This is a genomic window from Porphyromonas bennonis DSM 23058 = JCM 16335, assembly GCF_000375645.1.
GTDB lineage: Bacteria > Bacteroidota > Bacteroidia > Bacteroidales > Porphyromonadaceae > Porphyromonas_A > Porphyromonas_A bennonis.
The window spans coordinates 58,062-73,586 of record NZ_AQWR01000004.1 but is presented as its reverse complement, the minus strand read 5'-3'; the positions used below and the strand labels follow the sequence as shown (position 1 = coordinate 73,586).

15 protein-coding genes and 1 pseudogene are annotated in these 15,525 nt (G+C 57.1%); 1 reads left to right on the top strand and 15 read right to left on the bottom strand.

The features are described from left to right. The 4 genes and pseudogenes from B088_RS01715 to bioB form a co-directional block, all read right to left on the bottom strand. Positions 1–628, bottom strand: a pseudogene (locus tag B088_RS01715) (1,4-alpha-glucan-branching enzyme); the annotation flags it as partial. 27 nt (positions 629–655) lie between these two features. After that, the gene (locus tag B088_RS01710) at positions 656–1,540 is read right to left on the bottom strand and encodes a carbon-nitrogen hydrolase (RefSeq protein WP_018106682.1); all 885 of its coding nucleotides are present in this window, start codon (positions 1,538–1,540) and stop codon (positions 656–658) included. 2 nt (positions 1,541–1,542) lie between these two features. Continuing rightward, a complete protein-coding gene (locus tag B088_RS01705) occupies positions 1,543–2,568 on the bottom strand; it encodes an agmatine deiminase family protein (RefSeq protein ID WP_018106681.1) in 1,026 nt (341 codons plus the stop codon). Between the two features lie 112 nt (positions 2,569–2,680). Further along, positions 2,681–3,661, bottom strand: a complete 981-nt coding sequence (gene bioB, locus B088_RS01700; RefSeq protein ID WP_018106680.1) for a biotin synthase BioB — start codon at positions 3,659–3,661, stop codon at positions 2,681–2,683. Between the two features lie 169 nt (positions 3,662–3,830). On the opposite strand from bioB, the gene B088_RS01695 reads away from it, so the two are divergent. Beyond that, positions 3,831–4,835 carry a malate dehydrogenase gene (locus B088_RS01695; RefSeq protein ID WP_018106679.1) on the top strand — a complete coding sequence of 335 codons (1,005 nt, stop codon included), beginning with the start codon at positions 3,831–3,833 and terminating at the stop codon, positions 4,833–4,835. Between the two features lie 217 nt (positions 4,836–5,052). On the opposite strand, the gene mutY is transcribed toward B088_RS01695, so the two are convergent. The 11 genes from mutY to trxA all read right to left on the bottom strand — a co-directional run bounded on the left by mutY (position 5,053) and on the right by trxA (position 15,496). Beyond that, on the bottom strand, positions 5,053–6,162 hold the full coding sequence (gene mutY, locus B088_RS01690) for an A/G-specific adenine glycosylase (protein ID WP_018106678.1): 1,110 nt from the start codon (positions 6,160–6,162) through the stop codon (positions 5,053–5,055). Positions 6,163–6,168: 6 nt separating this feature from the next. After that, positions 6,169–7,107 (bottom strand): ribose-phosphate pyrophosphokinase, encoded by a 939-nt coding sequence (locus B088_RS01685; RefSeq protein WP_018106677.1) that lies wholly within the window; start codon positions 7,105–7,107, stop codon positions 6,169–6,171. A gap of 43 nt (positions 7,108–7,150) precedes the next feature. Further along, entirely contained in the window at positions 7,151–8,185 is a 1,035-nt protein-coding gene (gene galE / locus B088_RS01680) for a UDP-glucose 4-epimerase GalE (protein WP_018106676.1), read from the bottom strand. Positions 8,186–8,410: 225 nt separating this feature from the next. After that, complete coding sequence (locus B088_RS01675; protein WP_018106675.1) at positions 8,411–8,983, bottom strand: electron transport complex protein RnfA; 573 nt, start codon at positions 8,981–8,983, stop codon at positions 8,411–8,413. 29 nt (positions 8,984–9,012) lie between these two features. Next, complete coding sequence (rsxE, locus tag B088_RS01670; protein ID WP_018106674.1) at positions 9,013–9,696, bottom strand: electron transport complex subunit RsxE; 684 nt, start codon at positions 9,694–9,696, stop codon at positions 9,013–9,015. A gap of 7 nt (positions 9,697–9,703) precedes the next feature. Continuing rightward, a complete protein-coding gene (locus B088_RS08545) occupies positions 9,704–10,822 on the bottom strand; it encodes an FMN-binding protein (protein WP_025081491.1) in 1,119 nt (372 codons plus the stop codon). Positions 10,823–10,844: 22 nt separating this feature from the next. Continuing rightward, positions 10,845–11,837: an RnfABCDGE type electron transport complex subunit D gene (locus B088_RS01660; protein ID WP_018106672.1), complete on the bottom strand. Its 993-nt coding sequence runs from the start codon at positions 11,835–11,837 to the stop codon at positions 10,845–10,847. A gap of 34 nt (positions 11,838–11,871) precedes the next feature. Next, entirely contained in the window at positions 11,872–13,206 is a 1,335-nt protein-coding gene (gene rsxC / locus B088_RS01655; protein ID WP_018106671.1) for an electron transport complex subunit RsxC, read from the bottom strand. A gap of 47 nt (positions 13,207–13,253) precedes the next feature. Further along, complete coding sequence (locus B088_RS01650; protein WP_018106670.1) at positions 13,254–14,135, bottom strand: Fe-S cluster domain-containing protein; 882 nt, start codon at positions 14,133–14,135, stop codon at positions 13,254–13,256. Between the two features lie 45 nt (positions 14,136–14,180). Continuing rightward, the gene (locus B088_RS01645) at positions 14,181–14,606 is read right to left on the bottom strand and encodes a SoxR reducing system RseC family protein (protein ID WP_018106669.1); all 426 of its coding nucleotides are present in this window, start codon (positions 14,604–14,606) and stop codon (positions 14,181–14,183) included. A gap of 566 nt (positions 14,607–15,172) precedes the next feature. Beyond that, positions 15,173–15,496, bottom strand: coding sequence for a thioredoxin (gene trxA / locus B088_RS01640; protein WP_018106668.1), 324 nt, complete (start codon positions 15,494–15,496; stop codon positions 15,173–15,175). Positions 15,497–15,525: the final 29 nt, after the last annotated feature.

The following is a 15,525-nucleotide window of genomic DNA, read 5'->3' as shown; positions in this document are numbered from 1 at the left end:
TCGCCATGATCTGCAGGGCATTGTAGCCCTTTTCCTTGATCATCGGCAGCACATTCTCCATAAACTCCCGATAGGTACCGACCTTCTCCTCCTCCGTCGCCATACCGATGTGGCACTCGTAGATCAGGAGCGGCTCGTGACCGAGGGTGGGGCGTTTGCTCCGGAAGGTGAAGGGTCTCTCGGGATCCCATACGACGGCGCTGAAGAGGTGCGTCCCGGGGTCCTGCACCACATAGTCAGCCCATGCGGGGATGCGTAGACCGCTACCACCCTCCCACTCCACGAGGAGCTTGTAGTGCGTCCCGTGAGCGAGTGTGTCAGCGGGTAGTCTTACCTCCCACGATCCATTGCCGAGGGCGCTGAGGCGATATGCCTCATCCTTGGCCCAGCCGTTGCCGTCACAGAGGAGGTAGATGGCTGTCGCATTAGGCGCCCACTCTCTCAGGACCCACTCTCCTCCCTCTATACGGTGAAGCCCGTAGTAGAGGTACCCGTCAGCAAAGTCGGAGAGGCTGCCATTGGTTTCTTTTGTCAGTTCACGGAGTTTCCACTTGGCATACTCGTACCGTCCCTGTATTGGGGACTCGTAGGGCTCCAGCCATGGGTCGTTCTCAATTAGTCGTAGCATAATAAGGTGAGGGTAAGAAGGTGAGTGTCAAAAGGGGTCGCGATACCGCTTCGTCAGGTCGTCGTAGTGATCGATCCGCCGATCGCGGAGGAAGGGCCACCAGCGGCGCACCAATTCGCATCGCTTGAGGTCTATGTCGATGATCTCCGTCGCCTCCTCATCGAGGGGAAGCTCGGTGAGCATCTCGCCCTGAGGTCCGGTAGCGAAGGAGCTGCCCCAGAAGGTAATACCCGCCTCGGGGTCATCACCGGGCGCCGGCTCTCGCCCGACACGATTGACAGCGATGACGGGGAGACCATTGGCGACTGCGTGACCGCGCATCACCAGCTGCCAGGCGGAGCGCTGTCGCTCCTGCTCCTCCCGGTCGTCCCGGTCGTCGTAGCCGATGGCGGTGGGGTAGATCAGTAGCTCAGCTCCGGCGAGCGCCATCAGTCGGGCAGCCTCGGGGTACCACTGATCCCAGCAGACCAGCAGCCCAAGTCGCCCCACGGAGGTCTCTATGGGGTGGAAGCCGAGGTCTCCCGGGGTGAAGTAAAACTTCTCGTAGTATCCCGGGTCGTCCGGGATGTGCATCTTGCGGTAGACGCCCGCGATGCTGCCGTCGCGCTCCTGCACGACAGCGGTATTGTGGTAGAGTCCCGGTGCCCGCTTCTCAAAGAGCGAGGTGACGATCACCACTCCGAGCTCTTGTGCCAGCTCACCATAGAAGTCCGTTGCCGGTCCCGGGATCGGCTCAGCGAGGTCAAAGAGGTCGACATCCTCCGTCTGGCAGAAGTAGAGCCCGTCGTGCAGCTCCTGCAGTACGATGAGCTCGGCTCCATCTGCCGCTGCAGATCGGATCTTCTCGCCGAGGCGGAGACGATTGTCCCGGAGGTCGCCGGTATTGTGCTGTTGGATAAGGGCGGTACGCATAGTCACTTGTATTCTTCGTCGATAAATCCCTCGGGAAACTGCATCGTGGCGCAGTGGATCGAGCCGTGCTGACGGATCAGCGGGATAGCGTCCACAGGCACGACCTTCCGCTCCGGGAAGAGGTCACGTAGTGTCGATAGAGCCTCATCGTCCGCCCTGTCCCGGTAGGTGGGGGCGAGGACGATGCGATTGGTGATGAGGAAGTTGGCATAGCTTGCCGGCATGGCGGACCCATCCGTGTCTCTCTTCACCTCGGGCGTTGGCAGTGCGACCAAGCGATACCTCTCGCCGTAGAGCCGATGAAGCTCCTCATCAAGCTTACGGAGGGTATGGTAGTCCGGGTGCTCCTCGTCGGAGCAAGAGGCGTAGACAATGGTCTCACCATCGCAGAAGCGGGCGAGCGTGTCTATGTGTCCGTCGGTATCGTCCCCCTCAAGGGGGGAGACCTCCAGCATATCCACTCGGTCCGCATGCAGGGCCTCCCGGATCGGCTCGGTGAGGGTATGTACACTTGCCTCACCCCGACCGAGATTTCGATTGGGGTCTAGCAGGACAGACGAGGTGGAGAGGATCAGTCCCTCTCCGTTGCTCTCCACGGCACCGCCCTCGAGGACATAGTCGTGACGGGTGATCCGCTTGATGTCTTTAGTGAAAATAGGGAGCTTGGACGCCACCTGATTGTCTCTGTCGGCGGCAAACTTCAGCCCCCAGGCGTTGAAGGCAAAGTCCACCACCGCCCGCTCGTCTCGGTCGTCGATGACGGAGAGCGGCGCATAGTCGCGCACCCAGGTGTCATTGAGCGGCATCTCCAGCACTGTCAGCCGGTGGGGGTAGTCGCCCCGCAGTGGCACGCTCGTCGTATCCTGAGCGAGCAGGATCACCGGCACGTAGTCCAGCAGCGCACGTACCATCAGCAGGTAGCAGCTTCGGATCTCAGCGAGATTGTCAGCCCAGTCCATCGTCTCGTCCGGCCACGCCAGCAAGACTGCATCCTGAGGAGCCCACTCGGGGATAAGTCCCTTCGTCATAGCAGTTGAGTTTGTTGTTTCCCTATGAGACAAAGATAATCTTTTTCTTCAATTTTTTACTTTGTCTCTTTCGATCCACGATCGGTAAAAGTAATGCCTCACATAGGCACCGTCAGCCATTCTCCCACTTCGTCTCCTGAGTGGTATCGTACCCGGCGCTGTGGAAGAGCTCCCTGTCGCGCGATACCACCGAGGCGACTGTCGTCAGCAGTCCGCCGGTGATGGCGGAGTTGATCCCCACATAGAGGCCCATACGCTCTGTCTCCGGGGTGAGTAGGGCACGCCCCCCGCTGTAGCGGAGGAAGGCGGTCGGACAGGCGAGACGGAAGATACAGATCGTCTCCAGCACCTCCTCTGGCGAGATGAATCTCCTCTCCCCGAGCGGCGTACCGGGTATCGGGTGGAGGAAGTTGATCGGGATGCTCCCCACGCCCAGCTCCGCTTGGTGGAGGGCAAAGTCGACCCTATCCTCCCGAGTCTCGCCCATACCGACGATGCCCCCGCTGCAGACCTTCAGCCCGAACCGCTTCGCTGCTGAGATCGTCTCCTCCTTGGCGGACTGCGGATGGGTGGTGCAGACTGTGCCGAAGTAGCCGGGTGAGCTCTCCATATTGCAGTGGTAGGTCTCCAGTCCCGCCTCCCGGAGTCGCCTCAGCTGATCCTCTGTGCAGAGTCCGAGCGAGGCGCAGAGATGCTTTGCTCCATTTGCCTTCATCGCACGCAGCTGCTCCTCGTATCTCAGCATCTCTCCATCCGTGGGGCGCTTCCCGCTCGATACGATGGAGAATCGCCGCACGCCATGCTCTCTATTCTTTGCCTCTGCAGCGACCACCTCCTCGGTCGGCAGCAGCCCGTAGGGATTGATCTCTGTATGGTGCCGTGCGCTCTGGGCGCACCACTTGCAGTCCTCAGGGCAGCGACCATTCTTATCATTGATGATGGCGCAGGTGTCAAATCCATCCCCGCAGAGCCGGCGGGTGATCTTGTGGCACTCCTCGTAGAGGTCTTCCTGGGGCGTCTCCTTGATGATCGACAGCAGCTCTGCCGCCTCGGTGATCCGATAGCCGCCGATGATTTTATCCGAAATCTTCATCTCTTTCTCTTTTTCTAAGTCTTACAAAGGTAGCAAAATGGCTTGGCAAGCGGTCTGAGAGTGCATCGTAAAATAGTTGAGCTAATATGAGGAATTATTTAAGTATTTGATTAGATTTGCATACGAAACAGATAGACAAGTAACACGTATCACTTCAAATACATTATTTATGGACTTCGTTAGCAACGACAAGTTGGTTATCGTTGGAGCTGCCGGTATGATCGGCTCCAATATGGCGCAGATCGCGTCTGTTATGCATCTTACCCCAAACCTCTGCCTCTTCGACGTATATGAGCCGGGGCTGGAGGGCATCTACGAGGAGCTGCGTCACTGTGGCTTTGACGGGATGAACATCCACTACACCACCGACGTGAAGGAGGCCTTCACCGGTGCTAAGTACATCGTCAGCTCGGGCGGTGCTCCCCGTAAGGCTGGCATGACCCGTGAGGACCTGATCAGCGGCAATGGCGAGATCGCTAAGCAGCTGGGTGAGAACATCCGCAAGTATTGCCCCGACCTGGAGCACCTGACCATCATCTTCAACCCTGCTGACATCACCGGTATCATCGCTCTCCTCCACTCCGGTCTGAAGCCCTCTCAGGTGACCACGCTTGCCGGCCTCGACAGCACCCGTCTCCAGAGCGAGCTCGCTAAGCACTTCGGAGTCCTCCAGCACGAGGTGACCGGTGCCCGTACTTACGGTGGTCACGGTGAGCAGATGGCTGTCTTTGGTAGCAGCGTCAAGGTGGATGGCAAGCCTCTCTCCGAGCTGATCGGCACGGATAAGCTGACTGACGAGCAGTGGACTGAGCTCCGCCAGCGTGTCATCAAGGGCGGTGCCAATATCATCAAGCTTCGTGGTCGCTCTTCATTCCAGAGCCCTGCACAGCTCTCTATCGAGATGATCGGTGCAGCTATGGGTGGTCCCGCCTTCCGCTGGCCTGTCGGCACCTATGTCTCCAACGATCGCTACGATCACGTCATGATGGCCTGGGAGACTGTCCTCGATCGTAATGGCGCTCACATCAAGCCGATCGAGCATGCCACCGATGAGGAGATGAAGGAGCTCGATGCCTCCTACAAGCATCTCCAGGATCAGATCGACAATATCATCAAGATGGGTCTCATCCCCTCTGTCGATAAGTGGAGTGAGCTTAACCCCAACATCAAGTAATCCATACCTACCATTACTATATGAGCGGGGGCGTGTCACACCGACACGCCCCCGCTCTTGTCTCCGCACCATTTACTTGGGTGCTCTTCTTCTTCATAGATGCTATAGTAGTCTCACCTACTAAGAGCGGTCTACTAAGAAGCGTCTTAGTAAGAAGCGACTTAGTAGACCGCACTTGGTGGGTGGGTCAAGAGGTAGCTTTCTGAATTTTAGCGAATTAGAGGAGACGGTTGCTCCCGGTATAGTGATCGAGGAAGTGGCGGAGGGGCTTGGGGAAGGCGATCGTCTCGTGGTCTGAGAGGGGTATCTGCTCAGTCCCATCGGGGTAGGTGGGATCGGCATCGCCCGATGTGCTGCAGACGTGTACTCTCAGGTGGAGGAGTCGGTGGCTTAGTCGATGGTCCTTGAGGGGCAGGGTCTCTATGATCTCCCAGCCGTTCGGAGGAGTGGGCAGGGCGGTCGGCTCACTCTCCAAGACCACTCCGGGCAGCTCGTAGAGACCCTTCCAGATCCCACGTCGGCTGTCCCGTCGGCGGATCGCTATCTGTCCCCGGTGAAGGAGTAGGAAGTACTCTATCCACCGCTCCCTTACCATGGTCTTGTGTGCCTTGATGGGAAGGAGGTTGACCAGTTCCGTCCCTCTTGACCGGCAGGCACCTCCGAGGGGGCATGAGGCACAGAGGGGGCTCTTCGGTGTGCAGATGGTCGCTCCCAGATCCATCATCGCTTGGTTGTACCGCCCTGGCTGCTCTCTCTCGAGAAACTGCCCTGCCATCTGGCGGTAGTACCGCTGACCTGGGGTGGTGTCTATAGGCGTGTCGGTCGCTAAGTAGCGGCTCAGGACGCGGTAGACATTGCCGTCCACGACAGCCAGAGGGTAGTCGTACGCGATGCTCATGATCGCTGCGGTAGTGTAGGGACCTACGCCCTTGAGGGCTGCCACCTCCCGCTCTTCGCGGGGGAAGACGCCCCCATGCTCCTCCATGATCTGTCGGGCAGCGTGCTGCATATTGTGTGCTCGCGAGTAGTAGCCGAGGCCCTGCCAGAGGAGCATCAGCTCGTCCTCGGGTGCCTCAGCGAGACTCTTCACGTCCGGCAGTCGGTCGATAAACCTGAGGTAATAGTCCCACCCCTGTACCGTCTGAGTCTGCTGGAGGATGATCTCAGAGACCCATATCCGGTAGGGATCCCTCGTGCCACGCCACGGGAGCTCCCTGCCATGCTTGTCGAACCAGCGCAGCAGCTCTATACGGAAAGCACTGAGCTCAGCCGGAGTTATCGACTCCGGGGTGAGCTCAGTGCCTTTGCTTTTGGTAACCTTGGTCACCTCGGATCACATACCATAGAGATTGCTGATCGACTCGTGGGTCTCTACGCGACGGATCGCCTCAGCGAAGAGGGGTGCAATGGAGAGCACCTTGACCTTATCGCACTTCTTGGTGTAGGGAATAGAGTCTGTCACCACCAGCTCCTTGAGTGCGCTCTGCTCCACTCGCTCAGTGGCGGGATCGCTCATCACGGCGTGTGAGCACATAGCGCGTACAGAGCGAGCCCCGTGGTCCATCATCAGGTTGGCAGCCTTGGTGATAGTGCCGGCGGTATCGACGATATCGTCCACGAGAAGTACATCCTTGTCCTCAACGTCACCGATGATGCGCATCTCGGCAACGACATTGGCCTTGAGGCGCAGCTTGTGGCAGATCACCATCGGCACTCCGAGGGCGTGGGCGTAGGTGTTGGCGCGCTTCGTACCGCCGACGTCAGGGGTGGCGATGACGAGGTTTTTGAGATCAATATTCTTCCGGATATAGTCGAGGAAGATATTGGAGGCGTAGAGGTGGTCAACGGGGACGTTGAAGAATCCCTGGATCTGGTCCGCATGGAGGTCCATGGTGATCAGGCGAGAGATGCCTGCTGCCTGCAAGAGGTCTGCCACCAGCTTGGCACCGATGGAGACGCGCGGCTTATCCTTACGGTCTTGACGGGCCCAGCCGAAGTAGGGGATCACAGCGGCGATGTAGTGAGCACTGGCGCGCTTGGCGGCATCGACCATAAGGAGCAGCTCCATCAGGTTGTCGGCAGGGGCAAAGGTCGACTGCACGATGTAGGTGTCCTTGCCGCGGATCGACTCCTCGAAGCTGCCGGAGAACTCGCCGTCGGCGAAGCGCTCGTACTTAAACTTCCCGAGGTCACACCCCAGGCTGGAGCAGATTTGCTCAGCGAGGTTCATGCTCTTTTGCCCGGAGAAAATCCCAAATTCGTTCTTGTCCATTGTACTGTTAGGGGTGGTATTATTTCTATTAGATAGTTTGCTATTACTTTTGATTTCTCTTGAGAACTTGCTCCTGCCACTTCCAAGCACTTCGGAGGGAGTCCTCTATCGTGGACTGTGCCTGCCAGCCGAGATAGTCATTCGCCTTCTTGGGATCGGCCCATACGGCGACGATGTCACCCTCGCGACGCGGTCCGATCTTGTAGGGAACTTTGACGCCCGTTGCTCGCTCAAAAGCGGTGATCAGCTCCAGCACGCTCTCCCCCTTACCGGTACCGATATTGTAGTACTCATAGCTCTCGCCGTCCTGGTGGAGCATCCTGTCGATCGCAGCGACGTGCGCCTTAGCGAGGTCAACGACGTGGATGTAGTCACGGATGCAGGTGCCGTCGGGGGTGGGGTAGTCGTCTCCGAAGACGGTCAGCTCCTTGCGGATGCCGGCAGCCGCCTGAGTGATGTAGGGGATAAGGTTAGCAGGGACACCCCGAGGCTCCTCACCGATGTGGGCTGATGGATGGGCGCCAATGGGATTGAAGTACCGCAGGCTGATCGCCTTGAATGACACACCCGAGTGTATCGTGTCACGGAGGATCTCTTCATTGATCTGCTTCGTATTGCCGTAGGGCGAAGTGGCAGGCATAAAGGGCGCCGTCTCGTCCACGGGGAGCTTCTCCGGCTGACCATACACGGTGCAGGAGGAGGAAAAAACGATCCCCTTCGTCCTGTACTCAGTCATGAGTGTCAGCTGATTGATCAGAGAAACAATGTTATTATGGTAGTAGAGCAGTGGCTTCTCGACCGACTCTCCTACTGCCTTGCTGGCAGCGAAGTGGATTACTCCGACGATAGTCGGATTCTCCTCATAGACGCGTCTCATCGCCTCGAGGTCGTTGCAGTCGGACTTGTAAAACTTTGGCCTCAGACCGGTGATCCGCTCGATCCCGTCGAGGACCGACTCGTCAGAGTTGGAGAGGTTGTCGACGATGACCACCTCATACCCTGCTTCCTGAAGCTCTACGGTGGTGTGGGATCCGATGAATCCCGTCCCGCCCGTTACCAGTATTGTCTCTTTACTCATTGGCTTGCTTTGTATATCTGCGCTGTTCACTACAAAGGTAGCCAATATTTCGGTAGAAAAGTTCACGTTGCCCCGGAAAAGTTATCCGGGACTGAGAAATCCCATCTTCCGCTAAGTGAAACCTACGCTTAAATCGCTATGAAAACTCTTCTCCATAAAAGTAGTGCCGGAGCTCGCTCTCTATCAGAGAGAAAGCTCCGGCACTACATAGAGTGACCCGGATCCTTATACCACGCCGGTGAAGCCCATAAAGGCAAGCGACAGCATCCCTGCGACGAGAAGTGCTGCGGGGATGCCCTGCATCGCCTTAGGGAGATCGGTCTTAGCGAGCTGCTCACGGATCGTCGCAAAGAGCGAGATGGCGATTGTGTAGCCGATACCGGTTGAGAAAGCGTACATCATCGCCTGAGAGAGGTTGTAGTCCTTCTGGATCACGAGGATGGCGACACCGAGGATGACACAATTGGTGGTGATCAGCGGGAGGTAGATCCCGAGTGCCTGGAACAGTGCCGGGGAGACCTTCTTCAGTACCGACTCAAGCATCTGCACGAGTGCGGCGATGACGAGGATGAAGACGACATTCTGTAGGTAGCCGAGGTTATACGGGTCAAGGATCCCCTTCTGAAGACCGAAAGTGACCAGCACGGCAAGCACCATCACAAAGGTGACAGCAGCACCCATACCGAGGGCGGTGTCGAGCTTCTTCGACACGCCGAGGAAGGGGCATATACCGAGGAACTGGGCAAAGACAATATTATTGACAAATATTGCGCCGATAAGTATGACTAAATACTCCATATCTTATATGACTTACTCAATGATGAGACTTACACGCCCTCCTTAGCTGCCATGGGTGTCTGGTGGGGCTGATCCTTGAGGAGCTCATGCTCAGCAGCCTCACGCTCACGGCGCTCGGCACTCTTCTTTCGCCTCTCCATGATAACGTTATTGGCGGCGATCATATACCCGAGGACGATGAAACCGCCGGGTGCGAGGACAAAGACCAGTGTGCCGTAGTCAGCGGAGAAGAGCTCCATGCCGAAGAGCTTGCCGGATCCGAGGATCTCACGGAAGCATCCGAGGAGCGTCAGGACGAAGGTGAAGCCCAGTCCGGAGCCGAGACCATCGACGAGGGAGTCGGCAACTCCATTCTTGGATGCGAAGGACTCCGCACGACCGAGGACGATGCAATTGACGACGATCAATGGGAGGAAGATGCCGAGGGCGTCGTAGAGGGCTGGGGCATAAGCCTGTACCAACATCTGAACGATTGTGGTGAAGGCAGCGATCACGACGATGAATGCCGGGATGCGCACACCGTCGGGGATGACGCTCTTCAGGAGCGAGATGACCACGTTGGAGCAGATGAGCACGAATGTGGTCGCCAAACCCATACCCATACCAGTCTCAGCACTCGAGGAGGTGCCAAGGGTGGCACACATACCGAGTAGGGAGACGAGGATAGGGTTCTCTGTGATGAATCCGTTGAGGAATACTTTACCTTTATTCATGTCGAAATCAATTTTCAGCGTTCTCGTAAGCGGTGCGTGCCTGGGTGGCGATGGCGGCTGTGCGGCTAATAGCATCGAGGAATGCACGGCTCGTCACCGTCGCACCACTGATTGCATCGATGTCTCCTCCGTCCTGAGTAACCTTGAGCGGAGTCTCGAGTGAGCGACCGCGGATGTCGGACGTGGGGTGACCATTGTCCCTAAACCACTGTGCCACCTGACCTCCGAGCTGTTCGCTCTCCGACTCTTGGAGGACAGCGTAGTCGAGGAGGTGGTTGCCTGCGTCCAGTGCGGCGATAAAGAGCATGGGACCATTGTACCCACTCTCCGTGGGAGCAGTGATTGCCGCGCCCTGCCAGATGCCTCCCCGCGTGGCGGGATATACAGTGTAATTGTAGCCGGTGGCATCGGTGATGACACTCTGCTCGGCGACGGGATCATTGTCATGCTCAGGGAGGAGAGACAGGAGCAGGTCGTTGTCTACCTTCGTCGGCTCGGCTGTCGTGCCGACTGTCTCACTGGTAGTCTCACCGGACTGACCAGGCACCCCATCGATGGTCTGTACACCGCGCATCGCCTTATTTACCGCATCGAGGAAGGCACGGCTGGTGATGGTGGCAGCGGTGATGGCATCGATGGAGCCATTGTCCTTGGTCACCTTGAGCGGCTCAGTGAGGGACTTGCCACGTACATCGCTGGTGGGGTGAGCCTCACTGTGGAACCAGTGAGTCACGTGAGCACCCAGTCCCGGGGTCTCGTTTTGCTCCAGGACGGTGTAGTCGATGAGGTTATTGTCGGTGTCGATGCCTACGAGGATACGGACGTCGCCGCTAAATCCATTGTGCGACGTCGACTCGACGGCATAGCCCATAGTCTCACCTGCCTTAGTTGCAGGATAGACGGTGAGGCTGTCGCCATCGACGGCGACCTTAAATTGCTCCTTGTACGGATCATTGTCGTACTCCGGGGCAACTGCCTTGATTCCGTCGAGGGTGGTATTGATGATCTGCTGGGCGATCACCTCTGAGGTCTGGCTGTTGATGAAAGCGAGGAGACCTCCTGCCACCGAGCATACGAGCACGAGGCAGATCAGCATATGAGGTAGGGTGGATGATAGCTTCTTCATGATACTCTGTGTGATAAGCTGTTCACTTGCGGAATAAGCGAGGCTTGATGTACTGATTGATCATCGGGGTGAAGCCATTCATAAAGAGGATGGCAAAGGACATACCCTCGGGGTAGGATCCCCAGAAGCGGATCACCATCGTGATCAGTCCGATCATCACTCCGTAGAGGATCTGACCGCCGGTACTCATAGGTGAGGTGACGTAGTCGGTCGCCATAAAGATCGCTCCGATCAGCATACCACCGGTCATCAGCTGGAGGACCGGACTCATATACATCGTCGGATCGATAAGCCACATGATTCCGGAGAAGACAAAGGCGGTTCCGAGAATAGAGACAGGAATGTGCCAGGTGATTACCTTGCGGAGCAGGAGGTAGACAAAGCCGATCAGTAGGGCGATGGCAGACACCTCTCCGAAGGATCCGGAGAGCTGTCCGAGGAACATCTCCGTGGCAGAGGGGAGCATATCAAGGCTGTAGTCGGGCGAGCCGGCGAGTACCCCCTTGGCAATTGCGAGCGGCGTCGCTCCAGTGGTGGCATCAGTGCCGGCGGCGAGGATCTGATGTGCCGGCGGGTAGATGGTCATCTGCTTGGGGAAAGAGACAAGCAGGAAGACACGGCCGAGGATAGCGGGGTTGAAGATATTATTCCCCAGACCACCGAATGGCATCTTGGCAAGAGCAATGGCTGCGAAGTTTCCGATGAGGAGGATCCAGATCGGGAGATTAGCAGGGACATTGAGCGCTAGGAGGAATCCGGTGATGATGGCGGACCCGTCGGTGATGGTGAGCTCCTTCTTCCCCATCACGAAGCGAGTAATGATCCACTCGAAGAACATTGCTGAGGCGATCGACGTCACCGTCAGACCGAGAGGCGCCCAGCCGAAGAAGATGACCGAGGCGATCAGCGCCGGGATCAGCGCGATGATCACGTCATACATATTACGCTCGATGGAGTCGTGAATATGGACGTGGGGCGACGGAGAGACGAGTAACTTAGCTGTAGTATCAGACATGGGATGCTGTTATCTCAAAATCAAGTGATGACTCTTACTTACGTGCGCGACGGATAGCCATGACGCGCCCCTTGCCTATACGGATATGGTCGAGGAGGGGACGATTGGCGGGGCAGATGAAGCTGCAGCTGCCGCACTCGATACAGTCGTAGACATGGTTTGACTCCAGAGCCTCCCAGTCCTTATATGCGGTGTCGCGCATAAGGAAGGCGGGATTGAGTCCCATGGGGCAGGCTCCGACGCACTTGGCGCAGCGGATGCAATTGCGCATCGGGCGACGCTTGGTGTCCTCCTCGAGCAGCATCAGCACGCCGCTGGTCCCCTTAGCAACAGGGATCTCATCGGAGTAGACCGCCTTACCCATCATCGGACCTCCGCTCACCAGCTTGGCTGTGGAGCGGGGCATACCTCCGGCTGTCTCGATGAGCTCGCTCAGAGGAGTACCGATGCGGACAAGCAGGTTGCAGGGATTCTTTACAGCCTTACCAGTCACGGTCACGACGCGCTCCACGAGAGGCTTATGCTTCTGTACCGCCTCGTAGACGGCGAGGGCAGTACCGACATTCTGTACGATGGCACCCTCGGTGACGGGGAGCTTACCTGAAGCGACGCGACGCTTGAGTACCGTGTCGATCAGCTGCTTCTCGCCGCCCTGGGGGTACTTCACCTTCATAGGTACGATCTCGATACCGGGCATGGTGGAGGCGAGCTGGGTGAGCTTCTCGATCGCATCGCGCTTATTATTCTCTATCGCCACGTAGCCCTTGGTGACGCCGACAGACTTCATCAGGATCTGCAGTCCGATCAGCACCTCCTCGCCCCGTTCCAGCAGGGTCCGGTGGTCGGCGGTGAGGTAAGGCTCACACTCGGCGCCATTGATGATCACGCACTCGGGGGTAGCGTCCTTGGGCGGCATGAGCTTCACATTTGTGGGGAAGGTGGCACCACCCATACCGACGATACCGCACTCAGCAATGCGCTGGATGATCTCCTCGCTCGACAGCTTGATGTCGCGGACGATCTCAGGGGTGCGGTCGATGGTCTCCTCCCAGGTGTCCTCGCCATCGCACTGGATAGTGATGCAGGGCTTCTGGTAGCCTGAGGCGTCGAGGATGGTCTCGATCTTCTTGACCTTACCGGAGACGGATGAGTGGATATTGGCGGAGACGAAGCCGTCCGCCTGGGCAATCAGGGTACCCACCTTGACCTCGTCGCCACGGCTCACCACCGGAGAGGCGGGCTTGCCGATGTGCTGACCGAGCAGGATGGATACGGTCTTAGGGATAGGCTGTACCTGGATGGGGGAGTCGTGAGAGATCTTATTCTCCTCCGGGTGTACGCCGCCCTTTGAAAATGTCTTCAGGAACATATTATGTAGTCTGTACTTTCTTCTGAGGTTTGTGGGAAAAGGGGAGATTAGGCCTCGGCAGGGGTCTCCTCCGGGGTGGCTACCACCTTCTCCTCGACAGGCTTCTCCACCTTGGGCTTACGCACGGGGAAATTAACCTCATGGATCGCACCCGTGGGGCATACCTCTACGCACTTGCGACAGAGACGGCACTTGGTGTGGTCGATGTATGAGAGGTTATCGCTGATCGTGATGGCGTCAAACTTGCACTCCTTGAAGCACTTGCCACAGCCGATGCAGGCGTTGGCGCAGATCTTCTTATTGATCGCTCCCTTGTCCTTATTGACGCAGGAGACGAAGATGCGTCGATTTTTCTTTCCTTTCTTTCTCAGCTCGATGATGTTGCGGGGGCAGGCCTTGACGCACTGACCGCAGGAGGTGCACTTGTCCTCATCCACCTCCGGGAGACCGGTGGCGGGGTTCATGTGGATGGCATCGAAGTCGCAGACGCTCACGCAGTCGCCACATCCGAGACAGCCGTAGGTGCAGAGCGTCTCTCCACCATAGAGTGAGTGAGCTACGGCACAGCTCTTGACACCGTCAAAGATATTGACTCTGGGGCGTGCTTCGCAGGTGCCGTTGCAGCGGACGACAGCGATGAGTGGATCCTGCTCCTCGACTGTGCGACCGAGTATGTCGGCGACGTCCTGCATCACCGCATTTCCTCCGACGGTGCAGAAGAGACCATCGAGGGTCTCATGCTCCACGCAGGCCTTGGCAAAGGAGGCGCAGCCGGGATAGCCACAGTTACCACAATTGGCGCCCGGGAGCGCCTCTTGCACCTCCCCGATGCGAGGATCCTCCTCGACTCTGAAGGATGTCATTACCCAATAGATCAGCAGGGCGATGATCGCTGCTGCCAGGGCTAGAAATAGAATAGTGAAAATCATGGATGAATATGATTACCGGACAAAACTGTCTCGTGAAGAATGAACTCAGTCGTGCGTCTCTCTCAGTGGACGGATGCGGAAGGTGAAGACGCGCTTGAAGTGATCCCTAAGTGCCCACAGGACTACGGCATAGAGCGCCACAGTCGCGAGTGTGATCCCGATCAGCGCCATCTCTCCGATGCCGAAGTACTTGGGGAGCAGTACCGCCTCAAGGATGATCAGTACTAGGGGGATGATGTAGGCATAGGCAGATGCCTGGAGGACCTTGGGGTCATCGGCGATTATCTGCACAGGATCACCCACGGAGAGCCCCACCGGGAGATCCCGTGTGATGGTGACCGTCCGCATGCGCATATCCGATGCGGTGCAGGCTCCCCGTGCGTGACACGATGAGCAGGCAGACATCTGTAGTACCTCTACCTCCACCTCTGTCGGGCGGATGGCGGTCACTCTTCCGATTCTACACTCCATATAAAGCTGTTGTCTGTGAGTCCTTTGGTGGTCGTTCCTTGTCTTCCGCTAAGCCTCATCCGTGGAGTACGGAGTCGGCTTAGACTTACTTGTCGGCAAATGTAGCGAAATAATCTCGACTTTTAGGCTTTTTTCCACTTGATTGTCACCTGTAGTTTGCAAAATTCTTGCAAAAGGTCTGTGGGAGGGGACTAGAATGGGCTCCAGAAACTACAGTCCTGACAAACTTGTGGGGCTTATGGACGTTCCCCATCCAGAGAGCCAAAACTAAAGTCGGTATTAGTGAAATCCAATACCGACTTTAGTCGTCACTAATACCGGTAATAGATGAGACTAATATCGGTAATAAATATGGGGCTCTGCTACCTCCTGATTATCTTTCTGTTACGCAAGATCTTTGTGGCCCCTCTTCTCGTAGGGTCGAGTCCCTTGCTGACCACCCCATCCGGAGGAGCTGGTCTGTCGTGTGATCGCTCTAAATAAAAAAGGGTCACCGAGACCTTATTCCCGATGACCCTATGAGGTTATGAAGCCCCTCCAGGTGGGAGAGGTCTGCGCACGGTGGCTTACTTGCTGATGAGAGCGTCGATAGCCTCCTTGAGCTTGTCCTTAGGCTGGGCGCCTACCTTGCGCTCCACCACCTCACCGTCCTTGATGAAGAGGATGGTGGGGATGCTGATCACGCCGTAGCGTGTGGGGATCTCGGTATTGGCGTCCACGTCCATCTTGCCGATGAGGACCTGCTCAGCGTCGTACTGCTCAGCAAATTCGTCGATCATCGGAGATACCATACGGCAGGGACCACACCACTGTGCCCAGAGGTCTACGACCATTGCCTTACCTGACTTCAGGTGCTCGTCAAAGTTAGCGTCTGTAAATTCAAATGCCATAATCTGATTGTTTTATGAAATGTAATACT